Genomic DNA, 18,862 nt, shown 5'->3' on the forward strand with positions numbered 1-18,862 from the left:
CTCACAAACCGCCTTTGATCCCTTTTGAGGATCAAGGTTTGCTTCGCAGTAAACGAAGCCGCAATCCGGCCAGCAAACCGACAAAACACGGCACGATCATGACCATATAGCCTGCTGTTCCCATGCCGTCATAGAGCAGACCGGACACAGCTGACACTAAACCGGTAATGCCACCTCCCGCGAGAGCCGAATTCATCGCCTGAGCGGTTGCGGCCTGATCGTCGGGGACCTCTTGCGCCGCATATCGCATGAAGCCCAGGAAGGTGGCAGCAAATGTCATGGCGTGTAGCGCCTGCAGGAGAAACAGGACGCCCAGCGGCGGAGACAAAGCCGTCAGCCCCCATCGCACAATGCCGCCCGCTCCGCCCATCATCAACAGAACGCCCGGGCTTAACCGGCGCAGAAACGGGAGCCCGGAACAAAAGAGAAAGAGGATCTCGGCTGCCACGCCCGTTGCCCACAATGCGCCGATCGTCACCGAGGGCAAGCCATCCGCTGTCCAGGCCAGAACCGACATGGCATAGTAAAATCCGTGGGAGGACTGGATGAGGCCCGAGGCCAGCAAGGCCCACAGAAAAGGCCCCCGCAAAAGCCGTCCGACCTTGGTCAGCTGGGCATCCTCGACCCGGCCGCGCCGGCGGCGGCGGCCGCGGGGCAAGGTCCAGCTGGTCAGGACGAGCAGGATCGACCCGGCAATGATCAGGGTCAGGATCCATTCTGCCCCGAGCGCGCCCAGCGCGGCCCCCGCACCGAAATTGGCCAGGATGAAAAAGAGCGACCCAAAGGCGCGGACCGGACCGAAGGGAAAACCCAGACGCGTCGCGGTTCGCAGCGCAAATGTGTCCGCGAGCGGGATTTGCCCGAAATAGGCACCACCCAGCAGGAAGGCGAGCACGGCCAGGATCCAGGGCGAAAACACGGGCAGATGAATAATAAACAGCAGCAGGGAGAGCGTGGCGAGAATCAGGATGGGATCGCGCCGTCGATTCGCCGTATCCGCCCATCTTGCCCCGAGGGGCGCCACAAGCGTACGTCCCAATAGGCCACTGGCCACCAGGATACCAATCCATTCCGGTGTCAGCCCACGTCCTTCCAGCCAGGCCGGGAAATAGGGCAGATACATCCCGAGGACGAGATAAAAGGCCGCATAGTAGACGGCAAATCGAAGGGCCGGACTGAACATCTCTTGTGTCTCCTTGCCCTGCGCATAGCGCGCCCAACCGCAGACGCAAAGCGCCAGATGCTTGGCGAACACCGTTCACTTCGCTAGGTTCGCACGGTTCCTCCCTGCCACCTGACCTCTCCATGACGCATAACGCACTCAACTCTAACAGTTTTCCGGATTCCTCCGCGCTGGACCAACCCGTTCGGCCCTTGCGGGTTCTTGTCACGGGATACCGGTCGCATCCGCATGTTGGAGGCCAGGGCGTCTATATCCGCAATCTGACCCGGGCGCTTGCGGATCTGGGACATGAGGTCACGGTTGTTTCCGGCCCGCCCTATCCCGAACTGGATCCCGATATCGGGCTGGACACCCTGCCGTCGCTGGACCTGTTTGCCGAGACCAATGCCTTCCTGGCCCTGCGTCCCCGTCATCTGGGGTCCTGGGCCGATATGGCGGAATGGCTGAGCCATAATACCGGTGCCTTCGGCGAGCTCTACGCCTTCGGTGTCAGGCTGGAAGCCTATATCGCCCGTCATCATGGCCGGTTTGATGTCATCCACGACAATCAAACCCTGGCCAGTCCCTTTGTCCGCATTGACCGGACACTGCCAGTCATCACCACGCTGCACCACCCGATCGAGATCGATCGCCGCTTCGCACTTGAGGCTGGTCAATCGCTCAAGGACCGCCTGTTCACGCGCCGCTGGTATCGTTTCGTGAAAATGCAGGCCCGCACAAGTCGGGCGCTGTCGCGTCACCTGGCCGTGTCAGCCGCCGCTCGCGATACCCATGCCGCATTGTATGGCACACGCCCCGAAACCATGCGGGTGGCGTTTAATGGCCTCGACCATCAGGTGTTTTACGCCGATCATCGCGTCGCCCGACGCCCTGGCCTGATCGCCACCACCGCCAGTGCCGATGCGCCCATCAAGGGTCTGGATGTTTTGATCAAGGCCTTTGCCGAGACCGCCCGAACCCATGACACCGCCCGCTTGCTGATCATTGGTCAATTGCGCGATGGACCCGCAAAGCGGGCCCTGCAATCCCTGGGCCTGGAAAACCGGGTGGAGACACGATCCAACCTGACCCGCGAAGACATCGCGACTCTCTATCGCGAAGCCTCCATCGTGGCCTGTCCGGCCCGGTTTGAAGGCTTTGGCTTTCCCGCTGCCGAGGCCATGGCCTGTGGTGCCGCTGTGGCGGCCAGCGATGGCGGTGCCCTGCCTGAAGTGGTGGGCGAGACCGGCCTCGTCTCTCCCGCTGGTGATGCCCCTGCCCTGGCAGCCAATCTCAACCGGCTTTTGCAGGATGATGAGTTACGCCGGCAATTGGGAGAGGCCGCGATTGCACGCGCCCGATCTGCATTTCACTGGTCATCCCACGCCCGAACAGCCAGTCGGCTGTATGTTGAGGCCCTGGCCGAACGAGGAATTCACTGATGCTCACCATCGAGATGGACAAGCTGGACCTGCAAGCGGGCATGCGCGTGCTGGATCTGGGCTGTGGCCGCGGCCGTCATCTGCACGCCCTGTACTGGCAGGAGACGCCTCTGGAAGTCGTCGGCGTGGATTTGTCCTGGGGCGAGGTCAAGGCATCGCTGGACGGGTTTTTCGAACTGCCGCCCCCCGAGCCACAGTCCGACACACGCTTTGCTGTTGTCTCGGCTGCAGACGCCGCCCGCCTGCCCTTCACGGACAACAGCTTTGACCGCGTGATCTGTTCGGAAGTCCTTGAACATGTGGATGACCCGGATGCTGTACTGGCCGAAATTGCCCGTATCCTGAAGCCGGATGGCCGGTTCGCCGCCTCTGTCCCGCGTTACTGGACCGAGAAAATCTGCTGGGACCTCTCGGTGGGCTATCAGAACACACCGGGCGGCCATGTGCGCATTTTCCGGAACCAGGACCTGCGTCACGCCGTCGAGAAACAGGGGTTCAGACGTACAGATCGCCATTGGGCGCATGGGCTGCATTCGCCCTATTGGTGGCTGCAATGTGCGGTCTGGGAACACCGGGACAGCCACCCCCTGGTCGCCGCCTATCGCCGGTTTCTGGAATGGGATCTGCTGCAAGCGCCCTGGATCACCCGGACACTGGAAAAGCTAATCAATCCGGCTCTGGGCAAAAGCGTCGTGATGTATTTCAACAAGGTGGCCTGATTGATGATCGCCCGCATCCAAAGCTGCGCCCGGCGCATCCAGGACCTGCAGGATACCGATGGCGCCATTTCCTGGGTGGATGGGGGCATCTGGGATGCGTGGAATCACGGCGAAAGCACGATGGGGCTAGCGATCGCGGGGTCAGACAATGCAGCGTTTCGCGCGCTCGACTGCCTGATCGACCGGCAGGATGAGGATGGCGGGTTCACCGGGGATCTGGGTGCATCCGTGCCCATGGACGAGACCAATCGACACCTGGTGGCCAGCGCTCCGGACCAGGCCCGCGACACAAATTTCACCGGCTATGTGGCCGTCACCACGCTGCGCAGTCTTCTGGCCCTCAAGGCCTTCGACCGATTGCCGCGATACTGGCCGATGATCGAACGGGCCATGACCTTTGTACTCGCCCATCAAACCCGCCATGGCGATATTGTCTGGCGGGCACGGGAGACGGGCGAAGCGCTCGACGATATCGACAGCCTGCGGGCCGGCAATGCCTCGCTCTACAAGGCCCTGGAATGCGCGATCATCATGGGCGAGCAGATGGGACGGCCCACGGCACACTGGCAGATCGCCCGCCGCCGGATCGGCGCGACACTACGAGAAAATGATGCCCGCTTTGACCGGTTCGGCACAGACCGGCGCCGATATGCAATGGACTGGTATTATCCCGTTCTCACCGGTGTCCTGACACCCGATGCGGGCAAGGCCCGCCTATTTGCGCGTTGGAACAGTTTTGTGGAGGCCGGGCTGGGCTGTCGTTGCGTGTCGGACGAACCCTGGGTCACCGCAGCGGAAACGGCAGAGCTGGCGCTGGCCTGTCTGGCCGCCGGCAAGCCGGCCCAGGCCCGCACGCTGATAGAGGATATCAGCTCGCTCGCGGCGGATGATGGTGGCTTCTGGATGGGCTGGCAGTTTGCCGAAGGTGTGATCTGGCCACAGGAACGCCCCTCCTGGACGGCGGGTGCCCTGATCATGGCCATGGATGCCCTCGACCAGCTGTCACCGGGGTCCACGCTCCTGGTTGAAAACTCCCTGCCGGAATGCGCTAGCGCGCACACCGCTGCAGAACTTCCAGCGTCCCGATACGATTGACCGGTTCAAACAGACCGCTGTCGCGCGCCATGCACCAGATCTCGTAGGGCGGACGGCCACCATCGGCCGGATCGGGAAAGACATCGTGAATACACAGATACCCGCCCATCGCCACGCGTGACGCCCAGCCACGATAATCGGCCAGCGCCGCCGCCATGGAATGGCCTCCATCGATAAACACCAGGCCCAGCTCCGTCGACCAGTGCGGAGCAATCTGGGCCGATGTTCCGATCAGTGGGATGACACAATCCTCCAGACCGGCCCGAAACAGATTGCGTCGCAGGGTCGGCAGACTGTCCATGCGATCAATCTCGGCGTCGTAGAGCTCGGGATCGTGATAGGCTTCCCCGCGCTGATGCTCTTCCGACCCCCGGTGATGATCGAGCGTATAGAGGATCGTGCCGACCTGGCGTGCCGCCGGTCCAAGATACAGGGCCGACTTTCCGCAATACGTGCCGATTTCCAGAATGGGGCCCAGTGCGCCAGCCTGAGCAGTCAACGCGGCCAGGGCCTCGCCTTCTTCAGGGGCAAGAAAGCCTTTGACTTCATCGGGAGAGAGCATGCCTCTAGCCGACCCCGCCAAAGCGCAGATGGTGGCGTTGCCGCGAGATCAGATCTGCCCGATCGCTCAGACGCTCCGCCTGCATCGACAAGGCCTGACGTTCATCTGCGAGACGGGTCAGCAAAGTCATGTCTGTATCCGCGTCGAAATCATCCGACAAACGGTCAATCGTGCTGTCAAACAGCCCGAGCGCCCGGCGTGTATGCACAATGGTCTGTTCAACATCATCGAGCGCCCGGGTCAGGGCCGTGCGGTCAAGAGCCTGTTCGCTGCGCAGGAACGCATCCGCGGGAATTTCGACGGTCGCCGCCAGCGCGGTCGCATCTCGCAGATCCACGATCAGACGCGCGGCAGCCTCTTCGGGATGGTTGAGATCAAGACCGGCTGTGCGCACATAGGCGTCGACCGGGTCTTCGATGGGTTCGACCGCCGAATTGCCGCGGGTCAGACGTCCCATCCAGCTGCCTGCCATATCCATGGCCTGGTCTACCCGGCTCCAGCCGCGTCGTGCATAGGTCATGGCGAGATTGTCAGCCGCGCGCTCAAGCGCACCGGATTCGCTCACGCGGGTCGCGGCCGCACTGTCCACTGCTGATGAAACAACAGAGATCGGTGCACTCGCACATCCCGCAAGACACGTCAGGAGACAAGCTCCGGCAAACAGCGAACGGATGACGCCCATCAGCACCCGATTCCCAAACAGAATTCCCAACATAAGATTTCGATCCGCCAGTTCACACCCGTAGCTTGGTTCAATTGAACCAATAACTGGTCAAACGCAGCAAAATTCAAAATCCAGCCCCTAATGATCACGTTATAGAAGCAATTTACATTAGGCTATGGTTTATTCTCTGAATGAAGCACTAAAAGAACGTGTTGCATTATGGATATCGGTCACGCCCGTCGTTTGCTCTATCCGCCGACAAGGCCTTATGAAACCTATCGTCTATCGGTGGGTGACGGGCATGAATTGTATGTCGAGGAATGCGGTCAACCCGATGGTTTGCCCGTGCTGGCGATCCATGGTGGGCCGGGCGGCGGATCATCCCCCGCGCTGAGGCGTTTCTTCGACCCGTCCCGCTATCGCATCATCCTGTTCGACCAGCGCGGTTGCGGACGATCGACACCCCATGGCAGCCTCACCGCCAACACCACGCAACACCTGATCGATGATATCGAACGCATCCGGTCGCGCGCCGGGATTGATAAATGGCTTCTGTTTGGCGGCTCCTGGGGGGCCACACTGGCACTGGCCTATGCCCAAGCTCATGTCGATGCCTGCCTTGGGCTCATACTGCGCGGCATTTTTCTGTGCACACAGAGTGAGCTGGACTGGTTCTACAAGAGCGGGGCCAACATCCTCTTCCCCGACGCCTGGTCCCGGTTTACCGATCCGCTCGCCCCGCAAGAGCGCGATGACATCATCAAGGCCTACTATGAGCGTCTTGCCGAGCCCGACATCATCCGGCGACGTCCGGATGCCATTGCCTGGGCGCGCTGGGAGAGTACTCTGATCTCACTGGCAGGCGATCCCGATGGCCCCATGCACGATCCCGTGCGGGCGGATGGACTGGCCCGCCTGGAAACACACTACTTCGTCCACAAGGGGTTCCTGCCCCATGATGGCTGTCTGCTGGACGGTGTGGACCACATTCGTCATCTACCGGCGACAATTGTCCAGGGGCGCTATGACGTTGTCACCCCCCCCAAAACGGCCTGGAGCCTCGCGCGGGCATGGCCCAAGGCGAAGCTCCAGATGATCGGTGATGCCGGCCATGCAGCCGGTGAACCGGGCGTGGTGGACGCGCTCGTGCGCGCCACCGACGCCTATGCGGATGTGCTGGCCTAGCCGCCGATACCCAGAAGGGCATTCAGTCGGCCGCCGAAGAAATTGCTGTCCAGACCCAGGATGAGGATCAGGCCCACGGCGATCGGCACGATGTAGCGGATCATGATGTGGAAGAAGCCGAACATGGCGCCGGAGGCGTGGCTCAGCTCTTCGCGCATCAGGGATTTGGGAACCACCCAGCCGGCAAACACAGCGACCAGGAACCCGCCCAGCGGCAGCAGGATGGAGTTGGAGATCAGGTCGATGAAATTGGCCGCGAACTCCTGCGAGTACACCGCACCGGCACCGATCAGGAAGGCAAATCCACCAAACAGCAGCGCAGCCTGCATGCGGCCGAAATCACTGTGCTCCTCCACAAAGGCGACCGTGGCTTCCAGCAGCGAGATCGAGGAGGTCAGCGCCGCGATGAAGGCCAGGAAGAAGAAGGCGCCACCGATGATATTGCCGAACGGCATATCGACGAACACGTTCGGGATGGCTTCAAAGATCAGGTTGAAACCCACCGCCGGGTCCAGGCCGAAGGAAAACACGATCGGGAAGATCATCAGACCAGCGACCAGAGCCACCAGCGTATCCGCCGTACAGATGATCACGGATGAGGATGCGATATTGGCATCCTTGTTCAGATAGGAACCGTAAGTGACCATGATGGCGGAGGCCACGCCTACCGAGAAGAAGGCCTGGCCCAGAGCAGAGACGAACACACCGCCATCGATCTGGGAGAAGTCCGGCTGGAAGAGGTAGGCAAAGGCCTGACCCGCCTCACCTGTGATCAGGGCGTAAACGGTCAGCGCGGCCAGCAGGATGAAGAATAGCGGCATCAGGATCGTGACGACCCGTTCAATACCCCCCTTCAGACCGCGTGAGACGACCAGCACCGTGATGAACATGAAGGCAAAGTGCCAGAACATGCTCCAGCTGTTGGAGCCCATGAACGGCATCTCGTCCTGTCCGAAACCACCGGCGAAACCGGCGGCAGAGAAGGCCATCACCTGACCGGCGATAACAGAATAGGTGGTCAGGATCAGGAAGCCGGCGATCATGCCGATCCAGCCGACAATCGACCAGTTTCCGGACTTGCCCGCCTCGCGCGCCATATTGCGTGTGGACGACACGGCGGATTTCTGCGCGTGGCGACCAATCGAAAGCTCGGCCATCAGAACCGGAAAGGCGATAAAGACCACACAGGCGATATAAACCAGCACAAAGGCCGACCCGCCATTGGCACCGGTACGGAAGGGGAAACCCCAGAGATTACCCAGACCCACAGCCGAACCAACTGCGGCCATGATGAATGCAAAACGCGAAGACCAGTGCGCGTGCGCACTGGGGGCTGAACCTGCCATGATACTACCTCCCTTGGCCGGGAACCCCTCTCACCGGCCTAAAAATACTTGTGGCGCACCCTTCCCCAAGCTTGGCTTCGGGTCAAGCGCATGCCTACACGCGAGCGCTATCCCAAAAGCCCTGCACCCCGAGGTGGTTGCGCATTGCGGTGAATGTGAGCACCGATGATCAGGCCGAAGCCGGCCTGCACGGCGAGCATCACGGTGCCGCCATAGGAAATGAGGGGCAAAGGCACGCCCACCACAGGAAGCATGCCCATCACCATGCCGACATTGATCAGCACATAGAGCGCAAAGGTCGTGGCGACACCCATTGTGGTGAGACGCAGGAAGGTGGATTTGCAGCTGGTGGCAATCGCCACACTATTGGCCAGGATCAGGGCATAGATCGCAAGCACAGCAATACCGCCGACAAAGCCAAACTCTTCGCCTAGCATGGTGAAGATGAAGTCGGTCTGTTTTTCCGGCAGGAAATCGAGCTGCGATTGGCTGCCTTCCATATATCCCTTGCCGGTCATGCCGCCCGAACCCAGGGCAATCTGTGACTGGATGGTGTGATATCCCGAGCCCAGGGGGTCGCTTTGAGGATTGAACATCGTGATGATGCGCTCGCGCTGATAATCCTTCAGGCCGAACTGATAGACGATCCAGGCCGCAGGCATGGCCAGTATCCCGGCCGGAGCAATAATCCACCAGCGCAGTCCGGCGAGAAAAACAATCACACCGCCTGTGGCACACAGAAGAATAGTAGTTCCCAAATCCGGTTGATTAAGGATCAGAGCGGCCGGTGCAGCGATCAGGGCTGCGGGCATCAACAAGCCGCCCAGAGACGAGACCTTATTGGTCGGCAGGTCGTGATAATAGCGGGCGAGCGCCAGCACTAGCGCCAGCTTCATGACCTCCGACGGCTGGATGCGAATGGGGCCAATGTCCAGCCAGCGCTGGGAATTGTTCACCGTTTCGCCCATCACCTCGACCCCCACCAGCAAGAGGAGCGAACCCATATAGGCCAGATAGGCCACCCCCATCCAGAAGCGTGGTGGGAAGAGGGCTACGACCATCATGCCGGCAAAACCGAGGCTGAGTCGCAGCGCATGGCGGATGGCCCAGGGGTCCCAGTCACCGCCGACCGAATAGAGCATGCCCACACCGACCAGTCCGAGCAGAACCAGAAGCAGAACCAGGGCCCAGTTGATCTCAAGCAGTTTTCCCGGCAGGTCGCGCGGCACGCTTTCACGAAAAACAGCCATGTTACACGTCCCGGCGTTGGGTTTGACGCTGGGCGAAGATACCGGGACGGCCTGAGGGGTCACGCATCACCGTGCGACGCAGGATGTCACGAGCCGGGCGCGTAGCTGCGCTGGATCCGCCACCATGCTCAACCACCACCACAACGGCGTATTTGGGATCGTGCGCGGGAGCATAACACATGAACAGTCCATGATCGCGCAGGCGCCAGGGCAGATCATCCTGATCGCGCACACCCGCCTCGCGTTCTTCACGCGTGATGGAATAAACCTGCGCCGTTCCGGTCTTGCCGGCCATGTCCACACCGTCCACGCCCAGCCCCTGCAGCGAATAACTCGTGCCGCCCGGCTCGTGCACCACCCCGCGCAGGCCATCACGCACACGGGCCAGAGCCTCTTCGTTCAGGCCGATATGCGGCGCAGGCGGCGCCATGGCATTCCGATAGAGCGTGGGCACGACCGCCCGGCCCGACGCCAGTCGTGAGGTCATCACCGCCAGCTGCAGGGGGGAGGTCAAAAGGAAGCCCTGTCCGATGCCCGTATTATAGGTGTCCCCGGTGGACCAGCCCTCATTGCGCCGCGAATACTTCCAGTCCGGATTGGGCACCAGGCCGGATGCCACACCGGAAATGCCGATATCGTAGTTCTCGCCCAGCCCGAAACGCCGCGCCATCTCCTCGATGCGCTCAATACCCAGGCGCTGCGCGACCTCGTAGAAATAGACGTCGCAAGAGGTCTTCACCGCCTCGTGAAGATTGACCGGGCCATGGCCTTCGCGCTTCCAGCAGTGGAAATCACGTCGTCCCAGCGTGGTCGACCCCCGGCAGGTGATCATTTCGTCCGGATCGATAACGCCATGCTCCAGGGCTGCTGCCGCGACCACACCCTTGAACGTCGAACCGGGCGGATAAGTGCCTTGGATGGCCTTGTTGAATAGGGGCCGATGATCGTTATCGCGCAAGGCGGCATAATTGGCCGTGGAGATTCCACCGACAAACAGGTTGGGGTCAAAACCCGGTGTGGAGACCAGAGCGATCAATTCGCCGGTTTCAACGTCCATCACAACGGCGGCCGCGCTCTCCTCGCCCAGACGCTCGGTTGCGAAGCGCTGGATATCGGTATCCAGGGTCAGGACCACATCCTGTCCGCGCGTCGGCTCTGTGGACTGTTCGGGTAATTCCCGGATCGTTCGCCCGGACGCGTCTTTCTCGACCTTCAGTGCCCCGGCCCGCCCACGCAGCGTCGCTTCACTGGCAATTTCAACGCCGGACTTGCCGATCCGGAAACCGGGATGGATAAGCAGGCTCTCCGGACTGAGTGTGTCGTCTTCGATCTCACGGGCATTGGGCGGCTGGACATAGCCGATCACATGGGCAAAGGCGCGATCAAAGGGATATTCCCGCACCTCACCCAGACCCGGTTCGATACCAGGCAGATCGGGGGCCTTCAGATTAATGGCGGCGAAGCTCTCCCAGTCGAGATCATCAGCCACGGTAATCGCGCGATAAGCCGGATTATTCCGCGCTTCCCGCAGGACCCGCTCGCGGCGATAGTCCGACAGCGGCACGAAGTCCGCCAGCGCATCCAGCGCCTCTTCCACATTGAGGGTCTGTTCGGGCACCAGGAGGACCTGGTAGCTGTCGCGATTATCTGCAATAGCACGGCCGAACCGATCGAGGATCCGACCACGCGAAGGCGGCAAGACATCAAGCCGGAAGCGATTGCCGTCTGAAGCCAGCTGGTAGCGTTCCGTTTCCAGAACCTGAAGCGAGTAAAGCCGCGCTCCGATCAGGGTGAAGCCCACCCCACCCGCGCCGGCCAGCATAAATGCCCGGCGGTTGAATTTCAGATCCTGTTCCTGGCGGTCAGCGCGCATCTATCCTCGCTCTCACCCCCCGATGAAGCCCGAACGTGAACCCCGACGACGTCGCAGCACCAGATGCCCGATCAACGGGAAGGTCAGCGCCGAGGCTATGAATTCCAGGACCAGCTTGTACCAGTCTGCCAGCTGGTCATTGGCCCAGCTGCCCGCCACAAATGCCAGCGCATGTGCGATCGCGAGCGCCATGAGAAAACGGATCCAGATCGGTCCCAGATCCCGTGGCATGCCGTCCTCGCCGCGAAAACGTGACGCGCTGATCGCGGCAAGATAGGCCAGGGCCCACACGCCCATGGGGGCGCCCGTCAGCAGATCCTGGGCCAGACCGACAAAAAACACAATGAAGGGCGGGACAAAACGCGGCCGCATATTGGCCCACAGAAACAGGACCATCAGAGGCCAGGTCGGCATCAGGTGCGGCCCATCAAGCAGCTTGGTCGGGGTCGCATAGGCGATCAGGGCGAAGAAGATCGAGAGCACACACCAGGCAATCGGCCAGCCCGTGGAGGCTTGTTCATTGACCTTGCGCATCGCTCACTCCTTCCTCGTCTGAGGACGCCGGTCCTGTGGCCCCCGAAACATCAACACCGGACGCCTCAGCGTCCGAGGCATCAGGAACTGAGGCATCAGGGACAGGAAGACCGGGGACTGAGGCGTCGGGATTGGCGGCCATGGCCTCATCCAAAACCGGTTCCGCCTCAGGAGCCACAACCCGCTCATAGGGCCACACCCAGACAAAATCGATCGGCGCCTGGTCTGAATACAGACGGATCCGCCACTGGCCATCCCGCGTCGCAATCGCTTCACCCACGGGCAGACCGCGCGGCAGGATACCATCATCGCCCGAGGTCACGATCCGGTCACCGGGCTGGATATCCGGATTACGACCGACATAGTCCAGCCGCGGAAAATCGGAGTTATCGCCGATAAGAATGGCCCGGGCATTGGACCGGTCCGCCATCACCGGCACCCGGCTGTTCAGATCGGTCAGCAAGAGCACGCGCGCTGAACGTTGTCCGGTCTCGGTAACCCGCCCCACCAGACCATAGACATTGATCACCGGAAATCCGTCGCGCACACCCGCCGCCTGACCGCGCCCGATCAGCCGCGCATGAACAAAGGGACCATCCGGGTCAGCCACGGTCCAGGCACCGATCCGTTCGCCGGTCGCCTCGCCCTCGACATTGAGGGCCTGCTCGTAGACCTCGATCCGGTCCTGCAGTCGTCCCGCCAGCTCGACCCAGCCCCGTGCCTCCATCAGATCCTGCTGCATGCGCGCATTTTCCTCCGCCAGCTGACCCTGCCGACGGAAATAGGGCGCGATCCCCTTCACGAAACGAATAGGTTGGGCCGCGATCTCCAGGACCGGGGCAGCCAAATCGGTGAAACCTGCACGAATAGAGGAAAACAGAGGGGAGCGGTTGGCGGGGCGGTCAAAGGCCACCAGGATCACGGAGAGGAAGACAAGAACGACAAAGATCGTGGGCGAAAACTTGATTTCGCCACGCCCGTCATGTCGTCCGGACCGTTGGTTTGCCAAGGACCACTCCCTAAATCCTCAGCCCCTACTGGAACGAAACCTAGACTGCTTCGGACAGGATGGGGCGCCAGATGCTCAATTCTTCCACAGCTTTGCCACAGCCCAGAACGACGCATGACAAAGCTTCGTCAGCCAGGCTCACGGGCAGCCCCGTCCGTTCGCGCAGCTCGGTATCCAGATTACGCAGCAGAGCCCCGCCGCCCGTCAAGACAATACCCTTGTCAACAATATCCGCGGCCAGTTCCGGCGGCGTGGCTTCAAGAGCCTGTTTCACGGCCTCGACGATCTGTTCGACCGGCTCGGACAGGGCATCGGCAATCATGGCTTCAGTGACAGCGATTTCGCGCGGCACACCATTCATCAGATCGCGGCCCTTGATGTCGAGCGACAACCCCTCGCCCTTCATTGGCGGCATGGCCGATCCGATTTCCTTCTTGATGCGCTCGGCGGAGGTTTCACCGATCAGGAGGTTCGCCGACCGGCGAATGTAATGGATGATCGCTTCATCCATCTTGTCGCCGCCAACACGAACAGAGCGCGAATAGACAATACCCGACAACGACATGACCGCCACTTCGGTGGTCCCGCCGCCGATATCCACGATCATGGAACCGGTCGGTTCGTCGATCGGCAGGCCGGCACCCACAGCGGCCGCCATCGGCTCGTCGATGAGGTAGACCTTGCGCGCACCCGCGCCCAGAGCCGATTCGTGAATGGCCCGGCGCTCAACCGCCGTGGCACCGGACGGCACGCAGATCACGACCTGCGGGCTCACCATGGCGCGGCGATTATGCACTTTCTGGATGAAGTGTTTGATCATTTCCTCGGCGACATCAAAGTCGGCGATCACACCATCGCGCATCGGACGGATGGCTTCGACATTGCCCGGCGTCTTGCCGAGCATGAGCTTGGCTTCTGCCCCGACGGCCTGGACGTGCTTGCGTCCCTTGTCGACCTTGTAGGCGACGACGGAGGGTTCATTGAGAACCACGCCGCGACCTTTGACGTAAACGAGCGTGTTCGCCGTACCGAGGTCGATGGCGATATCTGCGGAGAGAAGACCGAAGAGACTGTTGAGCATGGGCGCGTGATAATCTCGAAGTGTGGCAACAATGCTGCGGCGCAATTATTTTCTTGTGCGATGCTCCGGCACTAAATGCAAGGGCTACACCCTCCAAGACGCACAGGCTTTTCAGGAGACGCGCGCGTGGAGCGGTGTCTGCCCGCCTAAAGCTCGCTGCGATTGCGGCGCAACCAGCGTCGCGCCAAGAGCATGACACCGATCCACAATCCGGCCCCTATCGCAAGCCCAAGAACGATCAACAGGTTTTGTCCGTTGAGCAGATCCAGAATACTTTGCCCTGCCAGCGAGACCAGAATGATTTTGGGTGCGGCACCAATGGCGAGCCCCAGGATAAAGGCCCAGTAAGGCGTGCGCGCAACGCCAAACCCCATATTGACGACAATGAAGGGTCCGGAGGGCACCCAACGCACAATCATCGAGGCCAGCAAGCCATTGCGACCGATGAAATCGGAAATGCGATTGGCCCAGTCCCCGCCATAGCGCTTGAGAATGTCGGCCCCGAAATAGCGTCCCAGCGTGTAATTGACGCTTCCCGCCACCAGGGTTCCGGTCCAGGCATAGAAAAACCCGGTCACCGGGCCAAAGGCCAGAACAGCGGCCGCCATCAGCGCAAACTGCGGCGCGCCAAGAAACGACATCAGGGTAAAAACCAGAATGGTCAGCGGCAGAGCGTACCACTGGGTCGAGGCCTCTTCGAACCAGATGCCGAAAATTCCGGTCTCGCTGTCCATGAAGAATTTGCCGAAGACAAATACCATGGCCACCATGCCAAACAGCATGAGGGACACCATGACGGCCCGCGCCGCCTTGGCGTCCATGCGCAGGACAAAATCGACAATGGTCTGAAACAGGTTGCGCATGCAGTGGCCCGACTTGGTACAGGCCGGCCTCCAGACGAGACCGGCTTTACCTAACTAAGCAGGGTTCGGGCCGCCTGCAATCGGCAAGAGCGGTCAGTCCTCGATTTCGCCAGCTGCAATCACCGCCAGTTTGGCGCGTTGCATGGCGAGGGTCCGCAATTGTTCGTCGAGGATTTTCAGAATGTCGCGCGCCTCGCCCTCATCGATTTCACCCGGTGAGCGGTTGGTTTCGCTGAGACTTTCCATCAATGCCGCGATATTGCGGGCATTCTTGCGGCTGACCTCGCCGGCAATGGCCAGCCAGTCCGCATCCTCATCCTTGTCGACCGGCAGGAAGATCCCTCCCGCCAGGGCCGCGAGGTGACGCGCTGCCGCCGTCGCCCCGGTCTCGGTCAGCTTGGCCACACGCGTATACGAAATCTCATTGGTGCTGTCGGGATCGGCAAGCGCATAGACGCGTGTCCGGCTGAGATCGAGAATCTCCATGACGGCAGGGACACCACCGGCTTCCTCGAACAGCTCGGCCACGACGGCCTTGGGTTCACCATATCGACGTTCTTTGACAGGATTAAATGTCATCTATTACCCCCAAATTGATAGCCAAGACCTTGAATAGTAAAACTAATCGTCCGTACAAAGGCTATTTTTTGGCACCTTTAAGGCGGGCTCGGAGATCGCGCCCCGCAGCTTCCACCGGCAAAACCTCATCCTGCTCGCGATCCGTGACCATGGCGTTACCGGCCTCATAGGTCTCAACCCATTTGCGAGCAAAGGATCCATCTTCAATACGCGCCATGGCCTGGTCAAAGGCCTGCATCAGCCCCGGTCCGGCAATATCCGCTTCCACCTCACGCGCACCAAACTCGGCGGTATCGGAAATGGCCTTGAACATGCCGGCGATACCGCGATCCTGCACGAGATCCGCGAGGTATTTAATCTCGTGCACACAATCGATATAGGCCATACGCGGTGACACGCCCGCCGCCACCAGGCGATCAAACGAGGCACGCGCCAGGGCGACCATTCCGCCGACCAGGATCACCTGTTCGCCGAACAGGTCGGACACGGTTTCTTCGCGGAATGTCGTTTCAAAAATTCCGACATTTCCCGATCCGATGGCGGCCAGATAGGCCTGTGCGATCGCGGCGGCCTGACCGGACACGTCCTGGTGAACCGCCCAGAAACCGATCAAACCGCTGCCCTTCTCGAACTCCTGGCGGACGGCACCGCCCGGGCCTTTGGCGGCTGCGAGGATGACATCGCCATCCTCAGGCGCTTCGACAAAGCCGTAATGCACTGAAAACCCGTGACAGAACAAAAGGGCCTGGCCCGGTTTGCGGTAGGGGCGAATGGCCTCGGTCCAGATCTGGCGATGGGCTTCATCCGCGGCCAGGATGGCCACCAGATCCGCCCACCCGGCGGCCTCTTCCAGGCCCACCACCTCAAAACCGTCGTCTTGCGCCGTCTTGCGGCTGGGCGAACCATCCCGCAGGGCAATCCGGATCGGGCCCATCCCACTATCGCGCAGGCACAAAGCATGCGAGCGACCATGATTGCCATAGCCAACCAGAGCCAGTTTCTGCCCCGCGAGGACACTCATATCGATGTCATCAGTGTAGAGCGCGTCGCTCATATCAGGTCAGCCTCCGCAAGGATTGCATCGAGTTCGCGGCAGGCAGCCGCCGGTTCAAGAGCCCTCAGTCGGGGCCAGTCGGCATGCTGATTGCGAAACCACGTCATTTGCCGCTTGGCATACCGGCGACTATCGCGCTTTGCGAGTTCGGTCGCCTGTTCCAGCTGCATCTCACCGTCCAGGTGTGACATTAAGGGCGGCAGCCCCAGCGCCTTGCTCGCAGGCAGAGCCGGGTCCAGACCGCGCTCCGCATAGGCTTGCGCCTCGGCCAGTGCACCCCGCTCGACCATCTGATCAAAACGCTGCTCGATCCGTGCATAGAGTGCTTCCCGCTCGGGATCGAGAACAATGCCAAACCAGTCGCCCTCCGGGAGTAATGGCGCGGTTTCGACGTGGAAATCACTCAGAGCCCGACCGGTGGCATAGCCAACCTCGACAATCCGCTGCAAACGCTGCTGGTCGGCAGCAGCGACCCGGGCCGTCGACGCCGGATCGAACCGCTCAGCCTCGGCCCGCAGGGCCTGCGTACCGCCTGTTGCCAGGAGGGTCTCGGCTTTTCCGCGACTGACCTCATCAATCTCGGGCACCGGAGCCAGACCCTGTGTCAGGGCCTTGAAATACATACCCGTCCCGCCCACAAGGATGGGCGTGCGCCCGCGCGCGCGAACCGCGCCGATCTCTTCGAGCGCCGCGCGTGTCCAGTCTCCGACCGACCCGCGAAACCCGGCATCCCAGACGCCGAACAGGTGATGCGGCACACGCGCCCGTTCCTCCGGGTCAGGCTGAGCCGTGATAAGAGGCAGACCGGCATAGATCTGCATGCTGTCGGCATTGATGATCTCACCGTCCAGCTGGTGAGCGGCATGAATCGAGAGCGCCGTCTTGCCCGCCGCAGTCGGCCCGGCAATCAGCAGGCAAGGCGTCACGAGCGCACGGCCTCCATGACGAACTGGCCCGCACGATTAATCTGCAGGCGCACCGCCCGGTCTCCGGCCCCGTCGACGATGCGACGCAGATCCGCAACGGTCTCGATCGGGTTGAACTCGGCCTGTTCAATCACATCGCCCACGCGGATACGCCCGAAAGCCCGGCTGTCGCTGGACACGTCGACAACCACGACACCGCTGGCATCGGGATGGATCTGGTGCCGGCGGCGCAGAGTGGGCGTAATACTTGTGACTGCCATGCCGAGAATGCGATTGCGATCATTGCCGGTTGCCTCCGGCAGACCGTCTCCCGAGGAGACGGTGGCAGCGACATCTTCCTGCAGCTGCCCGACCTCGACATCGAGTGTCTGACGTTCATCCGCACGGATTATATCCAGCGTCAGCGTGGAGCCGATATCCGCATCCGCGACCAGGCGCGGCAAGGATCGACTGTTTTCCAGTGGCTCGCCATTGAAGGTCAAAATGACATCACCCTGCCGCAGTCCGGCCTCGGCGGCCGGCCCGTCGCGCGTGACCCGGCTGACCAGAGCCCCATAGGACCCGTCAAGCCCGTAGCTTTCCGCGAGGGATTGCGAAAGATCCCGTACGCTGAGACCAATCCAGCCGCGCCGGGTTTCGCCAAACTCCACCAACTGCTGCACGACGCCTTCGGCCAGGTTGGACGGAATGGACAGCGAGATACCAATACTCACTCCGGTCGGGGACAGAATCTGCGTGTTCACACCGATCACCTCCCCGTCCATGTTGAACAGCGGACCACCTGAATTTCCCCGGTTAATCGCGACATCGGTCTGGATATAGTCATCATAACGCCCGCCGGTCTCGCGTCCGCGCGCCGAAATAACACCCTGCGACAGGGATCCCCCAAGGCCGAAAGGATTGCCAATGGCGATAACCAGCTCGCCGACCCGGGCCGCTTCGCTGTCCCCGAATTCCACATGGGGGAAGCGTTCTTCGGACTGGATTTGAAGCACGGCCAGGTCAGTGACTGAATCTGTACCGATGATTTCCGCTTCAAACGTACGACCATCGGAGAAGGCGACCTGCACGAAGTCCGCCTCATCGATGACATGGTGATTGGTGACCACCAGGCCGCTTTCATCGATGACAAAACCTGATCCTAGAGAATTGGCAATCCGCGGCGCATCCGAACGATACTGGTTGAACCGCTCAATGGCCGACCCTTCGGGAAAAAAGGGCAGACCATCCTCTCGGTTCAGCTCCTGCTGGGTATAGATATTAACCACAGCCGGGGACAGGCGCTCGGCCAGATCCGCAAACCCGATCACGACCTGGGCGGCAGCACCTCCGGGCAGGAGCGTAGAGGTCACAAGGGCGAGGACAGCAATCAGACGCATGAGATCGATCCGGCAAACAGAAAAACGGTAAACATGTGTATCGTGTGATAACGCTAGCCGGGGGGGGGCGGCAAGCGGGCTGACAGGAACGTCAATCCCCTGTCGAGCCTGTCATCTTCGATGAAGTGCAAGAAAAAAC

The 18,862-nt window shown here is 61.1% G+C and carries 18 protein-coding genes; 4 read left to right on the forward strand and 14 right to left on the reverse strand.

Annotated features, from left to right (window positions below):
• Nucleotides 1–31: 31 nt before the first annotated feature.
• Nucleotides 32–1,183 carry an MFS transporter gene (locus RMQ97_RS10265; protein ID WP_413660786.1) on the reverse strand — a complete coding sequence of 384 codons (1,152 nt, stop codon included), beginning with the start codon at nt 1,181–1,183 and terminating at the stop codon, nt 32–34.
• Between the two features lie 122 nt (nt 1,184–1,305).
• Between RMQ97_RS10265 and RMQ97_RS10270 the strand changes: the two genes are divergently transcribed.
• Genes RMQ97_RS10270 through RMQ97_RS10280 form a run of 3 tightly spaced genes read left to right on the forward strand, consistent with a single transcriptional unit; the run spans nt 1,306 to nt 4,418 of the window.
• Nucleotides 1,306–2,604: a glycosyltransferase family 4 protein gene (locus tag RMQ97_RS10270; RefSeq protein WP_413660787.1), complete on the forward strand. Its 1,299-nt coding sequence runs from the start codon at nt 1,306–1,308 to the stop codon at nt 2,602–2,604.
• Nucleotides 2,604–3,323, forward strand: a complete 720-nt coding sequence (locus RMQ97_RS10275) for a class I SAM-dependent methyltransferase (protein ID WP_413660788.1) — start codon at nt 2,604–2,606, stop codon at nt 3,321–3,323. The genes RMQ97_RS10270 and RMQ97_RS10275 overlap by 1 nt, the downstream gene beginning before the upstream one ends.
• A gap of 3 nt (nt 3,324–3,326) precedes the next feature.
• Nucleotides 3,327–4,418, forward strand: a complete 1,092-nt coding sequence (locus tag RMQ97_RS10280) for a hypothetical protein (RefSeq protein WP_413660789.1) — start codon at nt 3,327–3,329, stop codon at nt 4,416–4,418.
• Here the strand turns inward: RMQ97_RS10280 and RMQ97_RS10285 are convergent.
• Both RMQ97_RS10285 and RMQ97_RS10290 read right to left on the reverse strand, forming a co-directional pair.
• Nucleotides 4,372–4,980, reverse strand: coding sequence for a class I SAM-dependent methyltransferase (locus RMQ97_RS10285; protein ID WP_413660790.1), 609 nt, complete (start codon nt 4,978–4,980; stop codon nt 4,372–4,374). The genes RMQ97_RS10280 and RMQ97_RS10285 overlap by 47 nt on opposite strands.
• A gap of 4 nt (nt 4,981–4,984) precedes the next feature.
• Entirely contained in the window at nt 4,985–5,545 is a 561-nt protein-coding gene (locus RMQ97_RS10290) for a hypothetical protein (protein WP_413660791.1), read from the reverse strand.
• A gap of 318 nt (nt 5,546–5,863) precedes the next feature.
• Here RMQ97_RS10290 and pip point away from each other — a divergent pair, with 318 nt between their 5' ends.
• Nucleotides 5,864–6,829, forward strand: coding sequence for a prolyl aminopeptidase (pip, locus tag RMQ97_RS10295; RefSeq protein WP_413660792.1), 966 nt, complete (start codon nt 5,864–5,866; stop codon nt 6,827–6,829).
• On the opposite strand, the gene RMQ97_RS10300 is transcribed toward pip, so the two are convergent.
• From RMQ97_RS10300 to RMQ97_RS10350, 11 genes are all read right to left on the reverse strand, one after another.
• On the reverse strand, nt 6,826–8,175 hold the full coding sequence (locus tag RMQ97_RS10300) for a sodium-dependent transporter (protein WP_413660793.1): 1,350 nt from the start codon (nt 8,173–8,175) through the stop codon (nt 6,826–6,828). The genes pip and RMQ97_RS10300 overlap by 4 nt on opposite strands.
• A 107-nt stretch (nt 8,176–8,282) precedes the next feature.
• Nucleotides 8,283–9,425: a rod shape-determining protein RodA gene (gene rodA, locus RMQ97_RS10305; protein ID WP_413660794.1), complete on the reverse strand. Its 1,143-nt coding sequence runs from the start codon at nt 9,423–9,425 to the stop codon at nt 8,283–8,285.
• Between the two features lies 1 nt (nt 9,426).
• Nucleotides 9,427–11,298, reverse strand: coding sequence for a penicillin-binding protein 2 (gene mrdA / locus RMQ97_RS10310; protein ID WP_413660795.1), 1,872 nt, complete (start codon nt 11,296–11,298; stop codon nt 9,427–9,429).
• 12 nt (nt 11,299–11,310) lie between these two features.
• Nucleotides 11,311–11,832, reverse strand: a complete 522-nt coding sequence (mreD, locus tag RMQ97_RS10315) for a rod shape-determining protein MreD (RefSeq protein WP_413660796.1) — start codon at nt 11,830–11,832, stop codon at nt 11,311–11,313.
• Entirely contained in the window at nt 11,816–12,841 is a 1,026-nt protein-coding gene (mreC, locus tag RMQ97_RS10320) for a rod shape-determining protein MreC (protein WP_413660797.1), read from the reverse strand. The genes mreD and mreC overlap by 17 nt, the downstream gene beginning before the upstream one ends.
• 40 nt (nt 12,842–12,881) lie before the next feature.
• A complete protein-coding gene (locus tag RMQ97_RS10325; protein ID WP_413660798.1) occupies nt 12,882–13,922 on the reverse strand; it encodes a rod shape-determining protein in 1,041 nt (346 codons plus the stop codon).
• Nucleotides 13,923–14,068: 146 nt separating this feature from the next.
• Complete coding sequence (locus RMQ97_RS10330) at nt 14,069–14,785, reverse strand: TVP38/TMEM64 family protein (protein ID WP_413660799.1); 717 nt, start codon at nt 14,783–14,785, stop codon at nt 14,069–14,071.
• A 93-nt stretch (nt 14,786–14,878) separates the two neighbouring features.
• Nucleotides 14,879–15,364 (reverse strand): hypothetical protein, encoded by a 486-nt coding sequence (locus tag RMQ97_RS10335; RefSeq protein ID WP_413660800.1) that lies wholly within the window; start codon nt 15,362–15,364, stop codon nt 14,879–14,881.
• Between the two features lie 61 nt (nt 15,365–15,425).
• Nucleotides 15,426–16,418 carry a ketol-acid reductoisomerase gene (ilvC, locus tag RMQ97_RS10340; RefSeq protein WP_413660801.1) on the reverse strand — a complete coding sequence of 331 codons (993 nt, stop codon included), beginning with the start codon at nt 16,416–16,418 and terminating at the stop codon, nt 15,426–15,428.
• Complete coding sequence (gene miaA / locus RMQ97_RS10345; RefSeq protein WP_413660802.1) at nt 16,415–17,344, reverse strand: tRNA (adenosine(37)-N6)-dimethylallyltransferase MiaA; 930 nt, start codon at nt 17,342–17,344, stop codon at nt 16,415–16,417. Before miaA ends, ilvC begins: the two co-directional genes overlap by 4 nt.
• Nucleotides 17,341–18,723 (reverse strand): Do family serine endopeptidase, encoded by a 1,383-nt coding sequence (locus RMQ97_RS10350; protein ID WP_413660803.1) that lies wholly within the window; start codon nt 18,721–18,723, stop codon nt 17,341–17,343. The genes miaA and RMQ97_RS10350 overlap by 4 nt, the downstream gene beginning before the upstream one ends.
• Nucleotides 18,724–18,862 lie beyond the last annotated feature (139 nt).

Origin of the sequence: Maricaulis sp. D1M11 (assembly GCF_047308265.1) — a bacterium.
Lineage (GTDB): Bacteria > Pseudomonadota > Alphaproteobacteria > Caulobacterales > Maricaulaceae > Maricaulis.